Annotated in this window: 16 protein-coding genes; 9 read left to right on the plus strand and 7 right to left on the minus strand. The window is 61.7% G+C overall.

All coding sequences use genetic code 11. The annotated features are described in order from the left end of the window. Window positions 1-211: 211 nt before the first annotated feature. From ACFB49_RS13060 to ACFB49_RS13075, 4 genes are all read left to right on the plus strand, one after another. Window positions 212-2,581: a TonB-dependent receptor gene (locus ACFB49_RS13060; protein ID WP_380871647.1), complete on the plus strand. Its 2,370-nt coding sequence runs from the start codon at window positions 212-214 to the stop codon at window positions 2,579-2,581. Between the two features lie 20 nt (window positions 2,582-2,601). Further along, window positions 2,602-4,089: an MFS transporter gene (locus ACFB49_RS13065; protein ID WP_380871648.1), complete on the plus strand. Its 1,488-nt coding sequence runs from the start codon at window positions 2,602-2,604 to the stop codon at window positions 4,087-4,089. 147 nt (window positions 4,090-4,236) lie between these two features. Beyond that, on the plus strand, window positions 4,237-4,587 hold the full coding sequence (locus ACFB49_RS13070; protein WP_380871649.1) for a putative quinol monooxygenase: 351 nt from the start codon (window positions 4,237-4,239) through the stop codon (window positions 4,585-4,587). Window positions 4,588-4,686: 99 nt separating this feature from the next. Next, entirely contained in the window at window positions 4,687-6,315 is a 1,629-nt protein-coding gene (locus tag ACFB49_RS13075) for a GMC family oxidoreductase (RefSeq protein WP_380871650.1), read from the plus strand. Window positions 6,316-6,351: 36 nt separating this feature from the next. On the opposite strand, the gene ACFB49_RS13080 is transcribed toward ACFB49_RS13075, so the two are convergent. Next, on the minus strand, window positions 6,352-7,014 hold the full coding sequence (locus tag ACFB49_RS13080; protein WP_380871651.1) for an SDR family NAD(P)-dependent oxidoreductase: 663 nt from the start codon (window positions 7,012-7,014) through the stop codon (window positions 6,352-6,354). A gap of 294 nt (window positions 7,015-7,308) precedes the next feature. Between ACFB49_RS13080 and ACFB49_RS13085 the strand changes: the two genes are divergently transcribed. Both ACFB49_RS13085 and ACFB49_RS13090 read left to right on the plus strand, forming a co-directional pair. Further along, window positions 7,309-8,523 carry an amidohydrolase family protein gene (locus ACFB49_RS13085; RefSeq protein ID WP_380871652.1) on the plus strand — a complete coding sequence of 405 codons (1,215 nt, stop codon included), beginning with the start codon at window positions 7,309-7,311 and terminating at the stop codon, window positions 8,521-8,523. Window positions 8,524-8,636: 113 nt separating this feature from the next. Continuing rightward, complete coding sequence (locus ACFB49_RS13090) at window positions 8,637-9,746, plus strand: NADH:flavin oxidoreductase (protein ID WP_380871653.1); 1,110 nt, start codon at window positions 8,637-8,639, stop codon at window positions 9,744-9,746. Between the two features lie 6 nt (window positions 9,747-9,752). On the opposite strand, the gene ACFB49_RS13095 is transcribed toward ACFB49_RS13090, so the two are convergent. From ACFB49_RS13095 to ACFB49_RS13105, 3 genes are read right to left on the minus strand one after another with little or no spacing between them, the layout of a single operon-like run. After that, window positions 9,753-11,471 (minus strand): tannase/feruloyl esterase family alpha/beta hydrolase, encoded by a 1,719-nt coding sequence (locus ACFB49_RS13095; protein WP_380871655.1) that lies wholly within the window; start codon window positions 11,469-11,471, stop codon window positions 9,753-9,755. Between the two features lie 56 nt (window positions 11,472-11,527). Beyond that, the gene (locus tag ACFB49_RS13100) at window positions 11,528-11,971 is read right to left on the minus strand and encodes a nuclear transport factor 2 family protein (protein WP_380871656.1); all 444 of its coding nucleotides are present in this window, start codon (window positions 11,969-11,971) and stop codon (window positions 11,528-11,530) included. 22 nt (window positions 11,972-11,993) lie between these two features. Next, a complete protein-coding gene (locus ACFB49_RS13105; protein ID WP_380871657.1) occupies window positions 11,994-12,791 on the minus strand; it encodes an enoyl-CoA hydratase/isomerase family protein in 798 nt (265 codons plus the stop codon). A 292-nt stretch (window positions 12,792-13,083) separates the two neighbouring features. Here ACFB49_RS13105 and ACFB49_RS13110 point away from each other — a divergent pair, with 292 nt between their 5' ends. The 3 genes from ACFB49_RS13110 to ACFB49_RS13120 are packed head-to-tail and all read left to right on the plus strand — an operon-like array spanning window position 13,084 to window position 16,164. Beyond that, window positions 13,084-14,514 carry an aldehyde dehydrogenase family protein gene (locus tag ACFB49_RS13110; protein ID WP_380871658.1) on the plus strand — a complete coding sequence of 477 codons (1,431 nt, stop codon included), beginning with the start codon at window positions 13,084-13,086 and terminating at the stop codon, window positions 14,512-14,514. A gap of 47 nt (window positions 14,515-14,561) precedes the next feature. Then, window positions 14,562-15,347 (plus strand): enoyl-CoA hydratase/isomerase family protein, encoded by a 786-nt coding sequence (locus ACFB49_RS13115; RefSeq protein WP_380871659.1) that lies wholly within the window; start codon window positions 14,562-14,564, stop codon window positions 15,345-15,347. Between the two features lie 28 nt (window positions 15,348-15,375). Then, window positions 15,376-16,164, plus strand: a complete 789-nt coding sequence (locus ACFB49_RS13120) for an SDR family NAD(P)-dependent oxidoreductase (protein WP_380871660.1) — start codon at window positions 15,376-15,378, stop codon at window positions 16,162-16,164. A gap of 287 nt (window positions 16,165-16,451) precedes the next feature. Here the strand turns inward: ACFB49_RS13120 and ACFB49_RS13125 are convergent, their stop codons facing one another. The 3 genes from ACFB49_RS13125 to ACFB49_RS13135 form a co-directional block, all read right to left on the minus strand. Next, on the minus strand, window positions 16,452-17,648 hold the full coding sequence (locus ACFB49_RS13125; RefSeq protein ID WP_380871661.1) for an acetyl-CoA C-acetyltransferase: 1,197 nt from the start codon (window positions 17,646-17,648) through the stop codon (window positions 16,452-16,454). A 14-nt stretch (window positions 17,649-17,662) separates the two neighbouring features. Next, window positions 17,663-18,580: an SDR family NAD(P)-dependent oxidoreductase gene (locus tag ACFB49_RS13130; protein WP_380871662.1), complete on the minus strand. Its 918-nt coding sequence runs from the start codon at window positions 18,578-18,580 to the stop codon at window positions 17,663-17,665. 151 nt (window positions 18,581-18,731) lie between these two features. Then, the gene (locus tag ACFB49_RS13135) at window positions 18,732-19,538 is read right to left on the minus strand and encodes an SDR family NAD(P)-dependent oxidoreductase (RefSeq protein ID WP_380871663.1); all 807 of its coding nucleotides are present in this window, start codon (window positions 19,536-19,538) and stop codon (window positions 18,732-18,734) included. Window positions 19,539-19,562 lie beyond the last annotated feature (24 nt).

Consider the following 19,562-nt stretch of genomic DNA (forward strand, 5'->3'; position numbering starts at 1 on the left):
CCTGATGGTGATGCCGCGTTGACGTCCCCGGCAATCCCGCATTCTCGGCTCCCCTGCAGAGATGATCTCGAACAGGCCGGATCAATCCAGGCAATCCACCTGCAGGAATGCAGACCGTAAAGCTTTCCCGCAAAATCTCGAAAGATCGAGGATCAACCTCGGCATCCTGATTTGCACATAAAATTACAATGATTAGGGATCGGAGGGGATAATGGGGTTTGATGCATCCACGCGTCTCAACAATATTTGTCTCGTTTGGCTTGCCGGGACTTGCCTTTCCGCCGTGATATCCTCTGAAGCTTTTGCACAGATCGACGGTACCGCGTCCCCAACTGTCTCCGGACTTCCTGCTCCCGCCGACGACATCGTCGTAACGGCCAGGCGCAGAGACGAAAGTCTTCAGTCGGTGCCCTTGTCCGTGACCGCTGCAACCCCGGCCATATTGAAGGAGCAACGGATCACATCGGCTCAGGATCTCCAGAATCTGGCGCCGAGCCTGTCGCTCACGTCGCGCAGCGGCCAGCAGCAGAGCGGGCAATTCAACATCCGCGGCCAGGGACAGACCTTTGGCGGCGCGCTTCCAAGCGTCATTGCCTATTTCGCTGAAGTGCCACTCGAATCCCAGGGCGGCGCCGCCTTCGCGCTCTATGACCTCGATTCCGTCCAGGTTTTGCGCGGGCCCCAGGGAACATTGTTTGGTCGCAACACGAACGGAGGCGCGGTGCTGCTGACGCCCACAGCACCCAAAGCCGATTTCGGGGGCTATTTCGATGCTTCCTTCGGCAATCTCGACGCCCTCGACCTTCGCGGCGCGATCAATCTGCCAATAACGGACACCCTCCGACTGCGGCTGTCGGGAAATTTGATCAGGCGCGATCCTTATGTGAGAAATCTCGCAGGGCGTGACTTCCATGACCAGCATCAGGACAGCTGGCGCGTGTTTCTGAGGTTTGAACCCAGCGATAATTTCACCAATGACCTGGTCTATACCGGCCTAGATGCCGATGAGGCGGGATCCGCGTTCATCCTGTCCATCATCCGCCCTGGCAAAATCACGTCCACCTATGATGGCGGCGGTCTCCTGACCGCGCTCGCCCAGCAGAATGAGCGGGGGCCGCGAACCGTCAGCAACACCCAGGAAGGACTGGGCGCATCGCGCACCATCCATCTCATCACCGACACCGCACGGCTCGAGCTCGGTGATGTGACTCTCAAGAACATCCTCGCCTTTGAGCGGGTCAAGGTCAATTTCGGCTCCGATACCGATGGGACAGATGTGCGATATGCCCAGAACGGAAGTCTTCCGACGATTTTTTCAATCGGTTCCGGGGTCAAGATGTATCCCGATATGAATCTCCGGCAATTCACCGAGGAATTCCAAGTCAGTGGAACCGCCCTCGATAATCGGCTCGATTACATCGCTGGACTCTTCTATTTCCTTGGAGAATCTCCTGGAGGCCTGAATACATTCCGGGCCGGCCGTGTCGGCAATACGGGGTCGTCGCCGACAACCACCTCGTCCAACTTCGTGACGTTCCAGTTCAGGGATCGCAGTCGGGCTGTTTTCTCTCAGGCCACTTATCATATGGGCGCCGACCGGGAGTTCTCGATCACGGCCGGCCTGCGCTATACGTGGGATACGCGTCAATCGAGCTTCGGCCGCCTGGTCAATAATGGCCCCATCAATACACCGCTGCCACTGTCCAGCTATACCTGCACCTTGCCCGGCATCGGCATCAGTCTCATGACGCCCGCGTCCCAATGCTATCGAATACTGACCGGTAAATATGAGGATCTCGGCTACAATTTCAGCATTGATTGGAAGCCGGTCGACAGCCTTCTCCTCTACGCCACCACCCGGCGAGGCTTCAAGGACGGCGGCTTCAACACGATCATCGCCTCTGCGAACGATCCGGAATACCGCCCCGAGACGGTTATCGACTATGAAATCGGCGCGAAATGGACCTACCAAATCGGGTCCGCCCGCGGGCGGCTCAATGTCGACGCATTTTCGAGCAAGTATAAGGATATTCAGAGGCAGATCACCGGAGGACTTCCGACGACGGCGGTCATACAGAATGTCGGGGATGGACGGATCCGTGGGCTCGAGGCAGAGGGCCTCATCCAGGCCGGCGATTTCTCCCTTTCAGCCTTCTACGCTTATTTGAAGGCGACCTATGACGGCGGCTTCATCGACGCCGGCATCGACGTCTCGGCCAGCAAGTTTATCGGCGTGCCCAGCCACAGCGGCGGCTTCACCGCACGCTGGGAGCATGACCTGAGCAGCCGGGGCGATGCCCTCATTGCTTCGGCCACACTTTATGCGACGAGCCGCGTCGCGCTCGATTCCGATACGGTGCTCAACTACGAAGGCTTCGCGCCCGGCTACGCCACGCTCGGCGGCCGCCTCGAATGGAGACAGGTGGCCGGCAAGGCATTCGACCTCGCTTTATGGGGGAAGAATCTCGCCGACAAACTCTACGTGGTGGGCGGTGTGCCGCAGGGAAGCTCCTCGGGCATGACCACATTCATCTACGGCGAGCCGCGCACTTATGGTGTGCAGGCCTCGGTTCGCTTCTGATCGCTGGACGGAGGCTGGATATGCCGGACACATTCTCCCGGAACCAGGCTCCCGACAGCGGGATAGGCCGATCGATCTGGATCGTGCTTCCCCTGGCGGTGGCCGACCTGGTGGCAAGCTTTGAAACCACAATGGTCCATGCCGCATTTAAATCGGTTCTGGAGGAGTTCGGGGATCCCGTAACGAGCGGGTGGTTGGTGACGGCCTATTTGCTGGTCGCTGCGGGAACGGCCGCAGTCGTGGGGCGGCTCGGCGATCTGGTTGGGCGACGCCGGGTCTTGGTGGCGACCATCCTTGTTGCCGTCGCGGGCTCGCTTGTCAGCGCGCTGGCTCCTACATTGCCCGGCATCATCTTCGGCCGCGCTGTCCAGGGCGTGGCCGTCGCAATTCTGCCGCTTTGCTTCGGACTGCTGCGAGAGCATTTGCCCGAACGCCAGGTTCCGTTCTGCATCGGGCTGATCACAGCTGTCAGCGCGATCGGCACGTCGGCGGGATTGATCGGTGGCGGGGCCGTGGTCGACCATTTTGGTTGGCGTTCAATCTTCTGGGTAAGTTCTTCCATCGGACTCATTGCAGCCCTCCTCGTGCACCTGATGCTGCCCGCGTCGCACCGAGCCGGGGGCGAGATCCGCATCGACATGCCGGGCGCCCTCCTTTTTCCGCCGGCGGTGGGCCTGGTACTGCTGGCGGTGAGCAAGGGCGGTGCCTGGGGTTGGTCGAGCCACTGGACTTCAGCCAGCCTCGTGAGCGGCCTGTTGCTGCTGGCAGTTTGGACGTGGCATGAATTGCGCCATCCCGATCCGCTCATCAAAATTCGCGAATTACGGGATCGCACCATTCTCATGGCCTATGCCGCGCTCATGTTTGCCGCGCTCGGCACGTTTCAGGTCGTTCCGTTCTTCACGCTGCTGTTCCAGCAGCCGGCATGGACGGGGGCAGGCTTCGGCCTGACCGCGACAACCGCCGGTCTGCTCCAGCTGCCCTCGACCTTCAGCGTGATCATCGGCGCGCCGATCGCGGGCTGGCTGTGCGGTCGCTACGGCGGAAAAGCAGTGATCGCCGGCGGCGCCCTGCTCTGCACGGGAGCCTGGATCGTGACGCTCGCCCGGTTCACGGACCTGAACTGGCTTGTCCCGGCGCTGGCGTCAGCAGCGCTCGGCACTGCGGTTCTTTATACAGGCGTCCCCGCCGTCATCATAGCGCGCGTCGCGGCCGGACGGGTCAGTGAAGCCACGGGCCTGCTCGCGGTCGTACGCTCGTTGACTGGCGCCGCCGGTGCCCAATTCCTTGTCATCGCCCTCGCCACCACGACCGTGACCGATGGGTCAAGAGGCCCTGGCACGTTCCCCGCATCTCAAGCCTATCATGCTGCACTTATCGTGTTCATCCTGATGAGTGGCGCAGCGATGATCGCCGCCCTGCTTATCCCTGGCGACACCAGATTGCGAAGCAGCAACGATGAGACGGGGGACCGGGCTTCACCCGGCGCCTTGCGCGCTCCGAGCTAATCAGGTATCTGAATTGGCATAACGATGAAAACCATCTGATCGCCGAAATCTCGGCATTCCCGGTCAAGCGGCGGAGCTCGACCAAGCCCCGTGCTTGCAGCGCTCACAGCATCTTGCAGCCAGAATGTTGAAAAGGAGAGATTGATAATGACCGTTGTGATCTCCGCAGTCATGGAACTTGATCCGGCTCATGCGGAAAATATCCTGCGAAGCCTCGCCCCCGTTGTCGAGGAAGTGCTCGCCGATTCCGACTGCCAGGCTTACACATGGGCGCTCGATCCCTTCAGTCCGGGCCGGGTGCACGTCTTCGAGCAATATACGGACTCGGAGGCGCTTGCCCGCCATTTCGCGATGCCCGGCGTGCGCGGCCTGCGCAAGCTGCTCGAAGCAGCCGGACCGATCAGCGTTGTCAGCACCAAATATCGCGTCGATCATTTCGAACCCGTTCTCGACGCGACGGGCAAACCGCGGCCCGACTTCTTTTCCGCACCCGATTGACAAAAGGGCATCGGTCGACCGCGGCGGTGTGATCGCCGGAGGCCCGGGAAGCCGTCAAAATTGATCGAGCGCAATGGAATCGTCTGAGCAGGCATCAACATGATTGAAGCGGATTATGTCATCGTCGGGGGCGGAAGCGCGGGCAGCGTCCTTGCGGCACGGTTGTCCGAGGATCCGGCCATCAAGGTCATTCTGATCGAAGCCGGCGGAAGCGGACGAGGTTTCTGGGTCGACATGCCGGCTGGCGTGATCAAGCTGGTCGGCAACCCGAAAACCGACTGGTGCTATACGGCAGAGCCCGACCCCTCGATCAACAACCGTCAGGTCATGTGGAACGCCGGCAAGATGCTCGGCGGTGGCAGCGCGCTCAACGGCATGGCCTATAATCGCGGCCTGCGCAGCGATTATGATGCCTGGGAGGCTGCCGGCTGCCCCGGCTGGTCGTTCAACGACATTTTCCCCTATTTCTTGAAGGGTGAGGACTGGCAGGGCGAGCGCGACTATCAATCGCATGGGCGCACGGGCAAGTTCGCCATCTCACCAATTCGAACCCCGAGCCCCCTGGTGCCGGCTTTCATCAAGGCCTGCGAGAGCGCCGGCCTACCGTTTCGCGACGATCCGTGCGGGGGCGAGATCGATGGAGTGTGGAAGGCCCTTACCTTCCAGCGGGCAGGCCAGCGTTGCAGCGCCGCCAAGGGTTTTCTCGAACCGGCCCGCAGCCGGCCCAATCTCGAAATCCTCACGTACATGCAAGCCAATCACATCATTTTCGAAGGCCTGCGCGCCGTCGGCGTGAACGCACGGCGCAAGGATGGATCGACGATCGACGTGCGCGCGCGCCGCGAGGTTCTGATCAGCGCCGGGGCCACACAATCGCCGGTTATCCTGATGCGGTCCGGGATAGGTCCCGCCGAACATCTGAAGGCGAACGGCGTGGCGGTTGTCGCGGACAGCAGGAATGTGGGTCAGAACCTGCTCGAGCATCCTTACATCCGCCTTCGCTGGCTGGTCAGCAAGCCGACATTCAATTCACAGATGCAGACGCTCCCCCAAAAAGCCGGGCAGATGCTGCGTTATCTGTTTCGGCGCGATGGTATCCTCACCTCGCCCATGATCCAGGCCATTGCAGGCGCAAAGACGCTTCCGGAATTGCCGCATCCCGACGTGCAGGTGAATTTCATCTCTTTCGTCTTCGACACGACAAAGCCGCCGCTGGGAAAGGCCGCCATCGTTTATCCACTGCATGCTCATCCCGCGATCGGGATGAGCGTCTCGGTCAATCGGGCCTTCAGTCGTGGCGAGATCGCGTTGCGCAGCGCCGATCCGCGCGATCAGCCGGTCATCCGGCCAAATCTGTTGGGCGATCGTCGCGATGTCGATACGCTTGTGCGGGCGGGCAAGCTGCTCGAACGGATCGCAGCCAGTCCAGGCCTGGGCGAACTCCTGGTCGACCGCCTCGAACCCGAGCTTCGATCCGATGCGGACTGGGAGCAATTTGTCCGAAACACGGCTGGCATCGGCTATCACGCCAGTGGCACGTGCCGCATGGGCAGCGATAGCCATGCCGTGGTCGACCCGCAGCTTCGGGTCCGCGGCGTTTGCGGACTGAGGGTCGTGGATGCCTCGATCATGCCGGAGCTCGTCAGCGGAAACACGACGGGTCCGACTGTGATGATCGGGGAACGGGCTGCCGCCTTCATCAAGGAAGAGGCCCGGGCTCAAGGTTGAGGACGTTACCGGCGCTGTTGCTCCGCCGGGGCGGGATCAGCACCGCCCCGTTACGGGAATGCAGGCCCCGGTGACGGCATTGGCTGCGTCCGACACGAGGAATGCAATGACATTGGCGAGGGCTGCGGGCGTGACCCACCGGTCCGTGTCGGCCTCTGGCATATCAGCGCGGTTGGCCGGCGTATCGATGATTGACGGGAGCACCGCATTGACGCGGACGCCATTGTCCATCTCTTCGGCAGCAAGGCTTTCGGTGAGCCTCATCACACCCGCCTTGCTGGCCGCATAAGCGCCCATGCCGGCGGCGGCGCGTAGTGCGGCCTGGGCAGCGACATTGACGACAACCCCCTTACTCAACCGCAGGGGAGGCAGCGTTGCATGGATCGCGTTGACGGCAGAGCGCAGGTTGATCCGGTAGAGAAGGTCCCAAGTGTCGGCCGCCCCGTCGCCCACCGTTTCCCAGCGGAAGCCGCCGGCAACATTCACGAGGCCGCTCACGCCGGAGGTTCCGGCGAGATCCGAGACTGCATGGCCGACCGCGTCGCGATCGTTGAGATCCATGCCCGTCAACGAGACCTTCTGGCCGACATCAACAATGTCCGGGCTCAGGTCGAGCGCAGCAACATCGTGTCTGTCGGCAATGAGCCTGCGCATGACGGCCTGGCCCAAAATTCCTGCGGCGCCGGTCACGATGATCATGATCCAATTCTCCCCTCGACGGCCCTGCGTTCCACATCGTCGCTGGCGAGCAGCAAACGTGGTTGCGGTATTGACGAAAGCCATTTAGGTATCTGTTTTAGGATTGAGGAAGGTCAGATGCAAGCCGCGAGTCGCCGCGATACGCATGGAAGGACGGCGGGTAGGCATAAAAAATTTGCAATCAAATTCCGTTTCTTATTGATTTCAAAGATTTTTGCGGCGGTCCACGGATGGTCGAGCATCTCAAGACAGGTAGCCATCTAGAGATAACTCTATAAGTTTTGGAGGGAAGGTATGACAGAGTTGAGCCGGATGCCGATTTTCGACATCGACACGCATTATGCGGAGCCGGCGGATTTGTGGACGTCGCGTGCGCCGAGCAAGTATCGGGACCGCGTTCTGCACGTGCGGGAGAACGATCTGAACAACCAGGCGTGGTTCTTGGGCAACCACGAGGTTGGCATGATCGGGCCTGCGGTGATCCGTCCGGACATGAGCAAGGAACTGGCGACCTATACGCTTCCGCGATTTTCGGAGATGTCGCGTTCGGCGACCCATGCAGCCGAGCGGCTTGCATTCATGGACAGCGTGGGGGTCGGCACCCAGATCCTCTATCCCAACATCATCGGCTTTGGCGCGCAGCGGCTGATGAAAGTCAGCGACGACGTCGAACTGCGTCACTGGCACGTCACCGCCTATAACGACGCGCTCGTCGACCTGCAGCGCGAAGGCGAAGGCCGCCTGCTTCCGCAGGCCGCCCTGCCGCTATGGGATATCGATGCCTCGGTGAAGGAACTCGAGCGCATCCGCAAGATGGGCCTGACCGGTGTCGCCATGTCCGACAAGCCGGGTGACTTCGGCCAGGTGCTGCTCGGCTCGGATGCCTGGGATCCGCTCTTCGCCGCCTGTCAGGATCTCGGCCTGCCCATCAACTTCCATATCGGTTCGGGGGAATCCTTCGACGGCGACAAGGAGAAATGGTGGCTCCCCGATCGCACCTCGCGGCTGCCCGACCGTTCGCTCAACGGACCACTCGCCACCTTCACCGCAGTCTCCGGCTTCATGCAGATCGCGGTCGATGTGATGAACCTCATCCTCACCGGCGTGCTCGAGAAGTTCCCCAAACTCAACTTCGTCGTCGTCGAGAGTGGCGCCGGCTGGCTCCCGTTCCTCATCCAGGGCGTCGAGCATAACTTCAAGGAAATGCTCTCGCCCGCCCAGCGGGCCCGCTTCAAGCGCGAGCCCAAGGAGATGTTCATCGACCAGATCTACACCTCCTACTGGTTCGAGAACGCCAATTGCGTCGACACCTTCATCCGCGAGTTCGGCGACAGCAACCTCATGTTCGAGACCGACTTCCCCCACCCCTCCTCGCTCTATCCCGACGTCCGCGAAAAGGCCCAGGAAACCCTCGGCCATCATCCCGTCGAAACACAGCGCAAAATCCTCTACCAAAATGCCGAACGCATCTACGGCATCAAGGTCGGAACCCCAAAGAGCACCCACTAATCCACATCCAGCCGCGCGGGAACGCACCTCAAATCCGTTCCCCCGCCGGCTCAGTCCGACACGACCTGTACGAGGGGATGACAGAGGTGAGCAGCAGATATCGCGCCTCCAAATTGTTCGAGCCGCACCGGATCAATGGCCTGACACTCGCCAATCGCATCGTCATGGCTCCCATGACCCGCCGGAAGAGCCCCGGCGGAATTCCCGGTCCGGACGTCGCTGCTTACTATCGCAGGCGCGCAGAAGGCGAAGTCGGTCTCATCGTCACGGAAGGCACATGGATACCGCATGCCACTGCCGGAAATGGCGCCGATGCCCCTAACTTCTATGGCGAGGCCGCGCTCGCCGGCTGGCAGCATGTGGTCGACGAAGTTCATGCCGCCGGCGGCCGGATCGTTCCGCAGCTCTGGCACGTCGGGCAGACGCACTTGCCAGGCGAGGAAGCGGCTTTCCCGGACCAGGCAGCCTATGACAAGCGCCTGGCCGGGCCATCGGGTATGGTTGGAGTGATCGGGCATATGCCCAACCGGGTCGCCAGCCCATCTGGTCAAAAGACGATCGACGAGATCATCGACGCCTATGCCACCGCTGCTCGCACGGCTTTCGACATGGGTTTCGACGGCGTCGAGCTTCATGGGGCGCATGGCTATATTCTCGATCAGTTTAACTGGGCCGTGACCAACATACGCACGGATTCCTATGGCGGCGACGCACGCAAGCGCGCTCGATTTGCCAGTGAGGTTGTCAGCGAGATCCGCCGCCGGACCGGCCCGGATTTCCCGATCATCATGCGGATTTCCCAGTGGAAGATCCACGACTATCAGGCAAAGCTCGCATCAACCCCACAGGAGCTCGCAGACCTTCTCGAGCCTATGGCTGAAGCCGGCGTCGATGCATTTCACTGCTCACAGCGCCGGTTCTGGGAGACGGAGTTCGATTCCGAACTCAACCTTGCCGGCTGGGCCAAGAAGCTGACGGGCCGGACGAGCATTTCTGTCGGCTCCGTCAGCCTCCAGGTCGACTTCCTGACCACGCGGACCGGTACCGAAAGCGGGGTTGCCGGGATCGACAAGCTCATCGAAATGATCGAGCGAGGCGATTTCGACATGATCGCGGTGGGCCGTGCCCTGCTGGTCGATCCAAACTGGGCCCGCAAGGTCAGGCAGGATCAGCTGGACACCATCCTGCCTTATGCACCCGCCGCAATGGACGAACTCACATAAGCCCGCTCACTTTGCCGGTAAACCGGCAGCGCGCCCTGCGCTGCCGGTTTCGAGCGCTCTGCGGTCATCGGGGTCGCACTGCCAGCTCCGCGCATCGTTGAGATTGCCTGAGCCCGTGTACCGGGCCATCGCCGGATAGGGGCAAATCGGCATTGTGCGCTCGACCGGCTTTGAAGGATCATCGCCGCTATGCTTGGCCGCGACGATCTGTGTCGGCGCCACTCCGCGCTCGACCCAGTCTTCGAGGACCGGCATCAGGTCGAGCGTGTTGGGTCCTGCGCCACCGACGCAATGCTGCATGTCGGGGACCATGAAGAGACGAACATTGCGACGGAGCGCCTGCTCGTCGCCAGCGGTCCGGCTCATCTTGTCATAGATCTCAATCGTCGAATAGGGATTGAGCACATGGTCGCTATAGCCGTGATAAATCAGCAGCTTGCGATTGCGCTTAAAGAAACGGGACATCCGCTCCGGCGCAACCACTCCAGCGGCCCACCGTTGCTGCGAGAGCTGCCGAGATCTGATGGTCACCTGCCCCTTGCCGTTCAGCACGTCACTACCAAGTACGTTCATCCCGGGCTGTCGGAAGACGATATTCGCGACCGAACCATATCCTACGATCCATCCCAAGGGGGCCTTCATGACGCTTCCCCAAGGCTGGCCGCCGGATGGCGGCGGCGAAGGGTCGGATGCTGAGACGCTCAATCCCATCATGCTCGGTACGCCGGGATAGATGTTGCCCTTGTAACCAAGCCCGCTCAGCGGCGCGCCATAGGCAACCGGCTTACCCTCTTCGTCCTGAACAGCGGAAAGATAGTCCTTCAGGGCGTCAGCCTGGCGCTTCGTCAGTATCTGACGCTCGACAAGTGCCTCCGGCCTGAAATTGCACGCCGCCGGATTCTGGATCAGGCCATCTCGGACACCATCCGCCGTGTCGCATTGGCGCATCACTTCCCTATCGATTGCCGGCAGTCGCCCCAGCGGGATGGGCGAACGCAGCAGCAGGTTGATTGTGGCCAAGGCCGATATGCCGCGATACGGGTCCGTTGACGGATCGCCGGCGATAAAGCCGTCATAGTCGTCCGGGTTCCGTTCGGCTTCGATGAGTGCCTCGCGACCGCCGCCCGAGCAGCCGGCGAAATAGGCCCGCTCCAGGGGGCGTCCATAATAATGCGGTATCAGCGGCCGGACGGCTGCGTTCACGGCATATCGGGCCCGATAGAAATAGTCTGCGAGCGCAGCCTCGTTTGGCCGGCCCTGGTCATCAAGCGCCCAGGTTGTATCGAAAGGCGGGAGCAGTGCGTCCGGGCTGCCGACATGACCGGAATCGGTGCCGATGATGGCATAGCCGCGGGTCAGTTGCTGCACATCAAGCGGCGGGAGCACGCCGTCGAACCCGCCACCGCCCTGAAACAGCATCTTCCCGTTCCAATTGTCCGGCAGGTTGAGCATGAAGACCGCCGACCCCGCGGGCGCGTCGGCACTCTGCGTGACAACCTCTCCCTCGACCCGGCAATAGGCCGCGCCACCTGGTGTCGCCTCGCGCCTGGCCGTCCTGACAACCAGGCCGCGTATCGCAAAGGCGGCAGGGGCGCAGGTCCGCGAGCCGCCATCCCCGGACGCCGGCGTGGACGGAGGACTGGCCGCATAAGCGCCGGTAACCAGGCTCAACATCATCGTTCCCGACAGCAGGCGCTTGCGCCGTTTGTTCGACGGACTGATCATTCGCCCTCCTCTCCACCGGTTGATCGAGCGGCTCCGGGTGCCTGCCGGAGCAGTTTCTATCGTGCCTTATTGATCGTGATTTTTGTGCGCTCGAGCCGCGATGCAGCAATGAGCCAGATGCCGTGCTGTCGCACATAGCGATCGTGATAATAGCCGAAGCCATGAAGCGACCGGTCAGGCCAGCTGATCCTGTCCTCCATCGCCCAGATACCGCATGCCCTGTCCGATGCCGTCAGGCTGATGTCGGGCATGAAGCAATGGTGGATCGACTGTGCGTTCAAAAGCCCATTGCGTATCCAGTTCACGATCGCAGACGGGCCAAGGACGACCGGCGGCCGCCCCCCCGCACCCGTTCCCGCCGGCTCAAGTTCCGCGTCGTCGGTGAAGAGACTCGCGAGTGCATCCCAGTCCCTGGTATCGACAAAACGCAGATAGCGCGACTTCAGCGTGCGAATTTGCTCGAGCGCCGGCAGATCAAGCTCTGTTATCTTCGACCTCATATTGCCCGTGGCACGACCAGCGCTACGACACGCTGTCGGCGGTCCAGACCGGAGCCCGCTTTTCGGCGAAGGCTTTGGGTCCTTCAAGCGCGTCGGGATGGGCGCGATGACGGATCAGGAGATCGAAGCCATTGTCGTAGGCCTGTGCCAGAGGCATCTCGAGCGAATCCCAGATCGCTTTCAGCGACTTCTGAACCGCAGCCGGGGACACCGCGGCAATGATTTGAGCGAGTTCCATCGCGCGCGCCATCAGCTGGTCAGCGGGATGCACTTCCGACACCATGCCGCTGGCGAGTGCCTGCGCCGCATTCAGTCGTTCGGCCTTACCCAGGATAGCCAGGCGCAGAACCGCCGACATCGGCATGCGTCGCATCAACCCGATAGGCTCCAGCGCCGTCACCTGCCCGACATTCACATGCGTGTCGACGAAATTAGCCGCCTCGCTGGCGATGACGATGTCGCTGTCCGCCACGAAGTGAAGGCCAGCACCGGCACAAACACCGTTTACCGCACAGATTGTGGGCTTGAAGATCCCGCACTGCCGGTTCGTAAATTTCGGCACGACGAAGGTTTTCGGATCGGGCGGTGCTTCCGCACTGTTGCGCAGACCGCCCATATCGGCTCCCGAACAGAAACCCCGGCCCGCTCCCGTGACCACGATCACCCGCACGTCCGGATCTTCACCGGCCGCGCTGAGTTCCGCCTCGAGAGCATATTGCATGTCCCGGTTGAGCGCGTTCAACTGCTCGGGCCGATTGAGCGTGAGTTTGAGGATATGCTCCTCACGCTCGACCACAAGCGCATCCGTCACATGGCCCATGAACCACTCCCAAAACGATCGCATTTCTCGACGGCGCAAGGCTCGCCTGTTCGATCCTATATCCCCAACTCAGGGAAGCGGATCAATAATAAAGTTATCCATTTTTCTTCCCTCGTCTCCTGACCCCGCAATTCACACGCGAATATGTGCGCTATCGAGCGCAATATTCTGCCAGGGAACTGCCGGCAGCTCATATTCAGATTACTCTATTGCGCTAGACCCGATGGGGTCGTAAGAGTCGGCGCCGGCCCTCATGGGCGTGGTGCGAACATCAAGGGAGGCAGAGACGCACGTGTCCAACGCGATGACTTTCTACATCGACGGGCGCTGGGTAAGTCCCGCTCCCGGCGCCCGGCACGCGCCCGTCGTCAATCCCGCAACCGAGCAGGTGATCAGCGAGGTCGCGATCGGAAGCGAGGCCGATGTCGATGCCGCAGTGGCTGCCGCAAGAAGGGCTTTACCGGAATTTTCAGCAACGCCCTTGGCGGACCGGATCGCCCTGATCGAGCGAATTCTGGAAATCTATTCCCGCCGTTCAGCCGAATTGGCGTCAGCGGTTACGATGGAAATGGGAGCCCCCGCCTGGCTCTCTTCAGGAGCGCAGGTTCCGTCGGGTGCCGCTCACCTTGCTGAAGTCGTGCGGTACGGCCGAACCTATGATCTGGAGGAGCGTATCCATGACAGCGGCGTCGTCCTCAAGGAGCCGATCGGCGTCTGTGGCCTCATTACACCATGGAACTGGCCTCTGAATCAGGTCACCTGCAAGATCGGCCCCGCGCTGCTCGCGGGCTGCACGATGATCCTCAAGCCATCCGAGCTCGCGCCGCTGAGTGCGCTCCTCCTTGCCGAGATCATCGATGAGGCCGGCGCACCCGCGGGCGTCTTCAATCTGGTCAATGGTGACGGCCTGGGCGTCGGCGCGAGCATGGCGCGCCATGCCGGCATCGACATGATCTCGTTTACCGGCTCGACAGCTGGCGGCGTCGCGGTTGCGAAAGGCGCTGCCGACACCGTCAAGCGCGTCACCCAAGAGCTGGGCGGCAAATCGCCCAACATCGTGCTCGACGACGCGGATCTCGCGAAGGCAGTGCGCAACGGCGTCATCCAGCAGATGGTCAACTCGGGCCAGAGCTGCAATGCGCCGTCGCGCATGCTCGTCCCGCGCGCTCTTCACGACGAGGCACGCGAGATCGCGGTCGCGACCGCCAATGCGATGAAGGTGATGGCGCCGGACGCTGCAGAACGAGGCGCGCTTGGCCCGCTGGCGAATGCCGCCCAGTATCGCAAGGTCATGAACCTCATCGAAGCGGGTGTCGCGGAAGGGTGCGATCTCGCCGCGGGCGGTGGGCGCCCGGATGGCTTCGAGGCGGGCTATTATGTCCGCCCGACGATCTTTGCCAATATGTCCAACGAAGCCCGCCTCGCACGCGAGGAAATATTCGGACCGGTCCTGGTGCTCATTCCTTATGACGATGTCGACGATGCGGTCCGCATCGCCAACGATACGCCCTACGGCCTGGCTGCTTACATCCAGTCTTCGGATCCCGAGAGGGCGAAGTCGGTAGCACGGCGGCTGCGAGCGGGGTCCATCTCGATTTGTGGAGCCCCGGCTGACTTCACTCTCCCGTTCGGTGGCTACAAGCAATCCGGAAATGGCCGCGAGTGGGGCGCTTATGGTGTCGAAGACTATCTCGAGGTGAAGGGTATCGCTGGCTGGAAGTGATCCAAGCCACCGGATACCTGCCTCACAATTCTGGAAGGATGAAAGCCTTGCAAGACATAGAAACCCAGATCACCAACGGCATCTGCTGGATCTGGTTGAACCGCCCAGAGGTCAGCAACGCGGCGCGGGTCCAGACTGTCCGCGAGATGTGCCGCGTACTGGATGATGCCGAGGCGAACCCGGAAGTACATGCGCTGGTGCTCAGCCATCGCCACAAGCATTTCCTTGCAGGTGCCGATTTCGGACTGCTTCAGGAACTGAAGACCTTTACCCCCGTGCAAGTCCGCGATGAGATCTACGCGCACTTCCAGGGCGCGGCCAAGCGTCTGCATCTATTCAGCAAGCCGACTGTCGCCGCCCTGCGAGGTGCAGCGATCACTGTTGGATGCGAACTGACATTGGCGTGCGACTTCCGCCTCGTCACCCGCAGCGCCGTGTTTCACGAGAATTGGTTGCGCATGGGCTTGCTCGCGCCGCTTGGTGGCATGAAAGCGCTGCCTGCCCTTGTGGGCTATGGCCGCGCCAAGGAGATGATGCTCCTCAGCAAGCCGGTCGAGGGCACCGAGGCGGTCGAGATCGGGCTGGCCACCCGGCTCCTGGAGGAAGAAGGGTTTGAGGACGTGGTGCACGACTTTGCGCTGGAACTCGCCGCAAAGCCGCGTCTTGCTTATGCGGCGGCGAAGGAAAGTCTCCGCAGGGGCCTCGAGACGAGCTTTGATGAAGGCTGGGCGCTCAACCTTCTCGCCCAGAATGTGCTCATCGGTTCATCCGACTATCGCGAGGGCCTTAGCGCCGCACTCGAGCGCCGCCAGCCAAAATTCATTGGCGCCTGAAGCTTTGAAACAGGGGCCAGGAATAGCTATGTCCAAACCGATTGAGGAACTGTTCTCACTGCAAGGCCGCGTCGCTCTGGTGACCGGTGCACGCAAGGGGCTGGGCTTCGAAATCTCGCGTGCGTTCGGGCAAGCGGGGGCGAAGGTATTCATCAGCGGGCGTTCGCCCGACGAGGTCGCCCCCGCTGTCAGCGCGCTGCGCGAGGAGGGTCTCGACGTCGATGCCTGCCCTTTCAATCTCGGCGATCCCGACGCTGCGGATCAGGCGGTAGCCTATATCATCGAGAAAGCGGGCGCGCTTCACATCCTCGTCAATAATATTGGCAAACGCCATCGGGCCAATCTCGAGAAGATCGACCACAAGATCCTCGCCGATCTGCTGAGCGTAAATCTCGTTGCCGTCTATGCAGCGTCCAGGGCGGCGATCGCGGTCATGCGCGGTCAGAAATGGGGACGAATTATCAATCTGTCGACGACGTCGGCGATCAAGGGGATCAAGGGGGATCCAGCCTATATCGCCAGCAAGGGGGGTGTCAGCGCCCTCACCCGCGCGCTCGCGGCCGAGGCGGGAGCGGACAATATCACGGTCAACGACATTCTGCCGGGCCCCTTTGCAACAGAAACCAACGCGCGGATGGTCGAGGCCGCAAAAGCGGATCCGCGCAAGAACATCGTCGCGCGGCGCGCTCCGCTCGGCCGGTGGGGAGAGCCAAGGGAAATAGCCGGCGCGGCGGTATTCCTCGCTTCGGACGCCGGCGCCTATGTTACCGGACAGATGCTCGTCGTTGACGGCGGAATCTCGTCGCAACTCTACTGACCAGGCGACCGCGCACTATTCCGAAATCGGGCAACCAAGAGCCGGCTCCCTCCGCGAGAGCCCGGTCCGCCGAACCTGATCCACAAAAATACGCATGTGCCTCCCGGCAAATTATCATCGGACGAGACTTCCCGTCTGGCCGTCAAAACGAGCCACGCGAGATCGTCGGTGCGCCAATCCAGATTTCCTGGATCACCGTCAGATCCATGTTGCAAATGGCAGAGCTTTGCTGGAGGCCGTGAAAGCCGGCGGACACCAGCGTTGGTCATGATCGTGGCGCTGGCGCGTCAAGCGGCCTCGAAAATGGCCGCCATCCCTTGTCCACCGCCGACGCACATCGTTTCCAGACCGTAGCGGGCGCCCCTCTTCCTCATTTCGTGCAGCAGCGAGGTCATGATGCGCATCCCGGTTGCTCCGATCGGATGCCCGAGAGAGATGCCCGAGCCGTTGACGTTGAGCCGTTCGGGATCATTCCAGCCCCAGCCCGCTAGAACGGCCAAAACCTGCGCGGCGAAGGCCTCATTGAGCTCCACGAGGTCCATATCGTTCCACCCGAGGCCGGTCTTGGCGAAGACGCGCTCGACCGCCGGAACAGGGCCGATCCCCATGCGTGCTGGGTCGCATCCGACGGCTGCCCAGCCGGCAAGGAAGCCGATCGGCTCCAGCGCCAGCGTTGCGAGTTGGTCTTCTGCTACAACCAGGCAGGCCGAAGCCGCATCGTTCTGCTGGCTCGAGTTTCCGGCCGTCGAAACGCCGTTCCTCATCATGGGCCGGAGAGCGGCAAGCGTCTCGATCGTGGTATCGCCGCGCACCCCTTCGTCGATATCGACAAGTTTAGCTTCCCCGCGGCGCTGTGCGGCGAGCACGGGTACAATTTCCTGATCAAACCGGCCGGATGCTATCGCTGCTGCCGCGCGGCGATGGCTTTCGACAGCATAGGCGTCGCACGCTTCGCGGGTAATCGCATGATCTCTGGCCAGATTCTCGGCGGTCTCGATCATCCCCGAGATGACACCGAAGCGTTCGACAGGTTGTGATCGCTCCCGTCCACGTTCGAGGCGATCATGGAGTGTGACCGAGCCGGCGCGGGCGCCGCCGCGCATGTCGGTGGTATAATATTCGATGTTGCTCATGCTCTCGACGCCGCCGGCAATCACAACATCGGCAGCGCCAGTCTGAACCATCATGGCGGCAGTTGTCAGCGCCTGGAGACCTCCCGCACAGCGACGGTCGATCTGAAGTCCGGGAACCTCGATCGGGAGCCCGGCGGCAAGCGCTGCCCAGCGGCCGACGCAGGGCGTTTCCCCATTCGCATAGCTCTGGGCGAACACCACGTCTTCGATCCTGGCCGGATCAATGCCGCTTCGTTCGACCACGGCCTGGATCACGATGCTGGCAAGATCGCCGACCGGCAGCGTCCTCAACGAACCAAGGAATTTGCCGATCGGCGTGCGGACCGGGGCGACGATGGCTGCGCGTCTCACGGCAGTCTCCAGGCTCAGATGGGGTCGTAGTTGAAGACCGAGGCAGAGGCCCCGAGGTCAGTAAAGCGTGAGCGTAGTGCGGGAAGCCCAGCTTCGACGAGACTGCCGGCGCTCCAGCCTTCCGGACGGAAGACCGAACCGGCCGGCCGAGGCTGATTGAAGACCATCACCTCGTTGCCACGGACGCCGAAAATCTGGCCGGTGACACCTGCTGCCGCGCCGGAGGCCAAGGCGACCGCCAGTGGCGCGACCTGGTCTGCGCGCATCCCTTCCCGAAACCGTGCGACGCGCTGACGAGAGGCTTCATCGGTCACCGGAATGCTTGCCGTCATCTGGGTCCACGCAAAGGGGGCAATAACATTTGAATGAATGCCGCGGGCAGCGCCTTCCATGGCAAGGATCCGCGACAAGCCGACAACCCCCATTTTAGCGGCAGCATAATTGGCTTGGCCAAGATTACCGATCAGACCGGAAGTCGATCCGAAATGCACGAAGGAGCCACCCCCCTGGTCACGGAAATGCTGAATCGCGGCGCGAGAAATGTTGTAGGCGCCGCGCAGATGTACAGCGATCACACTGTCCCAATCGGCTTCCACCATCTTATGGAACATATGGTCGCGAAGAATGCCAGCCGGGTTCACGACTGCATCGAGACCTCCGAACAGGTCGATCGCCTGCCGGACCATGCCCATGACTGCGTCGAGATCGGTGACACTGTCGCTGTTGGCAGCTGCCTCGCCACCCGCGCTTCGAATAATGGCCGCGGTCGTTTCCGCCGTAGAGATTGTTTCCGGCTCGTCAGGCAGGACACCCTGACCAACATCGTTGACGAGCACCCTGGCTCCCTCGCGTGCGGCTAGCAGGGCGCACTCCCGACCGATTCCGCCGGCTGCGCCAGTGACCAGAACTACTTTTCCGTTGAGAATGCCCATTACCGTCCCCAGCACGCATCTGAAGTCTCATGGTCCGAGCCTGAAGCTGTCGCTCCGATCGGCCGCCTTGCTGCTGCAAGGATGAGGATCCTGCCCTCCGTCACTCCTGTCCCGAAGCAGATGCCCCGCAGCGAATGTTTCGAAGGCTTCCCTACATTCTGGCCTCACGGTTTGTCGTAACGCTCACAGACCGTTTGATCGGAATATAGCCACCATCGGCAACAAGCTCGGTCCCGGTTATGAACCCGGCGTCATCGGAGAGGAGGAAAGCGATCGCGGCGGCAATTTCATCCGTCGAGCCCTCCCGGCCGAGCGGTATCTCGGCAGCGGCGGCCGCAGCCAGGGCAGGATCGGCGGCCTCGCGCGCGGCATGATTGGCGGTATGAGTGCTGCCAGGCACGATCGTATTCACCCTCACACCATATTCGGCCGCCTCCATCGCCACGACGGTTGAATAGTGAGCGAGCGCCGCCTTCGATGCGGAATAGGCACTGAGATAGGGCATGCCGACCTTGCCGGCCTGTGAACCGACATTGACGATGGAACCATGCCGCTGCCGGTACATGACCCGCAGTGCCGCACTGGTACCGACAAAGGTGGCTTCCATATTGACGGTAAAGACCCGCCGCCATTCCTCAATGGTCATGTCCACCGTCGGCTTGAACGTCGCCGCGAAGGCGTTACCGACATAGTGGTCGAGATGGCCGTACCGCTCGGCGACCCCTGCGATCGTGGCAGAGAGGTGTTCCAGATCGGCGACGTCGAGCGTGATTGTCTCGACGGATCGGCCGCAAGCGGCCTCGATTTCGCCCTGCGCCTTTTCCAGCATTTCCACCCGCCTGCCGCAAATGACGACGCTGGCTCCGCCGGCAGCAAGCCGCGAGGCGGTTGCAAGGCCTATCCCGTCGCTGCCCCCTGTAATCATGGCGACGCGACCTTCAAATATCTGGCTAGACATGTGCTTTCCTCTCTCCGGGCGAGC

Origin of the sequence: Sphingomonas sp. DBB INV C78 (assembly GCF_042693015.1) — a bacterium.
Classification (GTDB): domain Bacteria; phylum Pseudomonadota; class Alphaproteobacteria; order Sphingomonadales; family Sphingomonadaceae; genus Sphingomonas_E.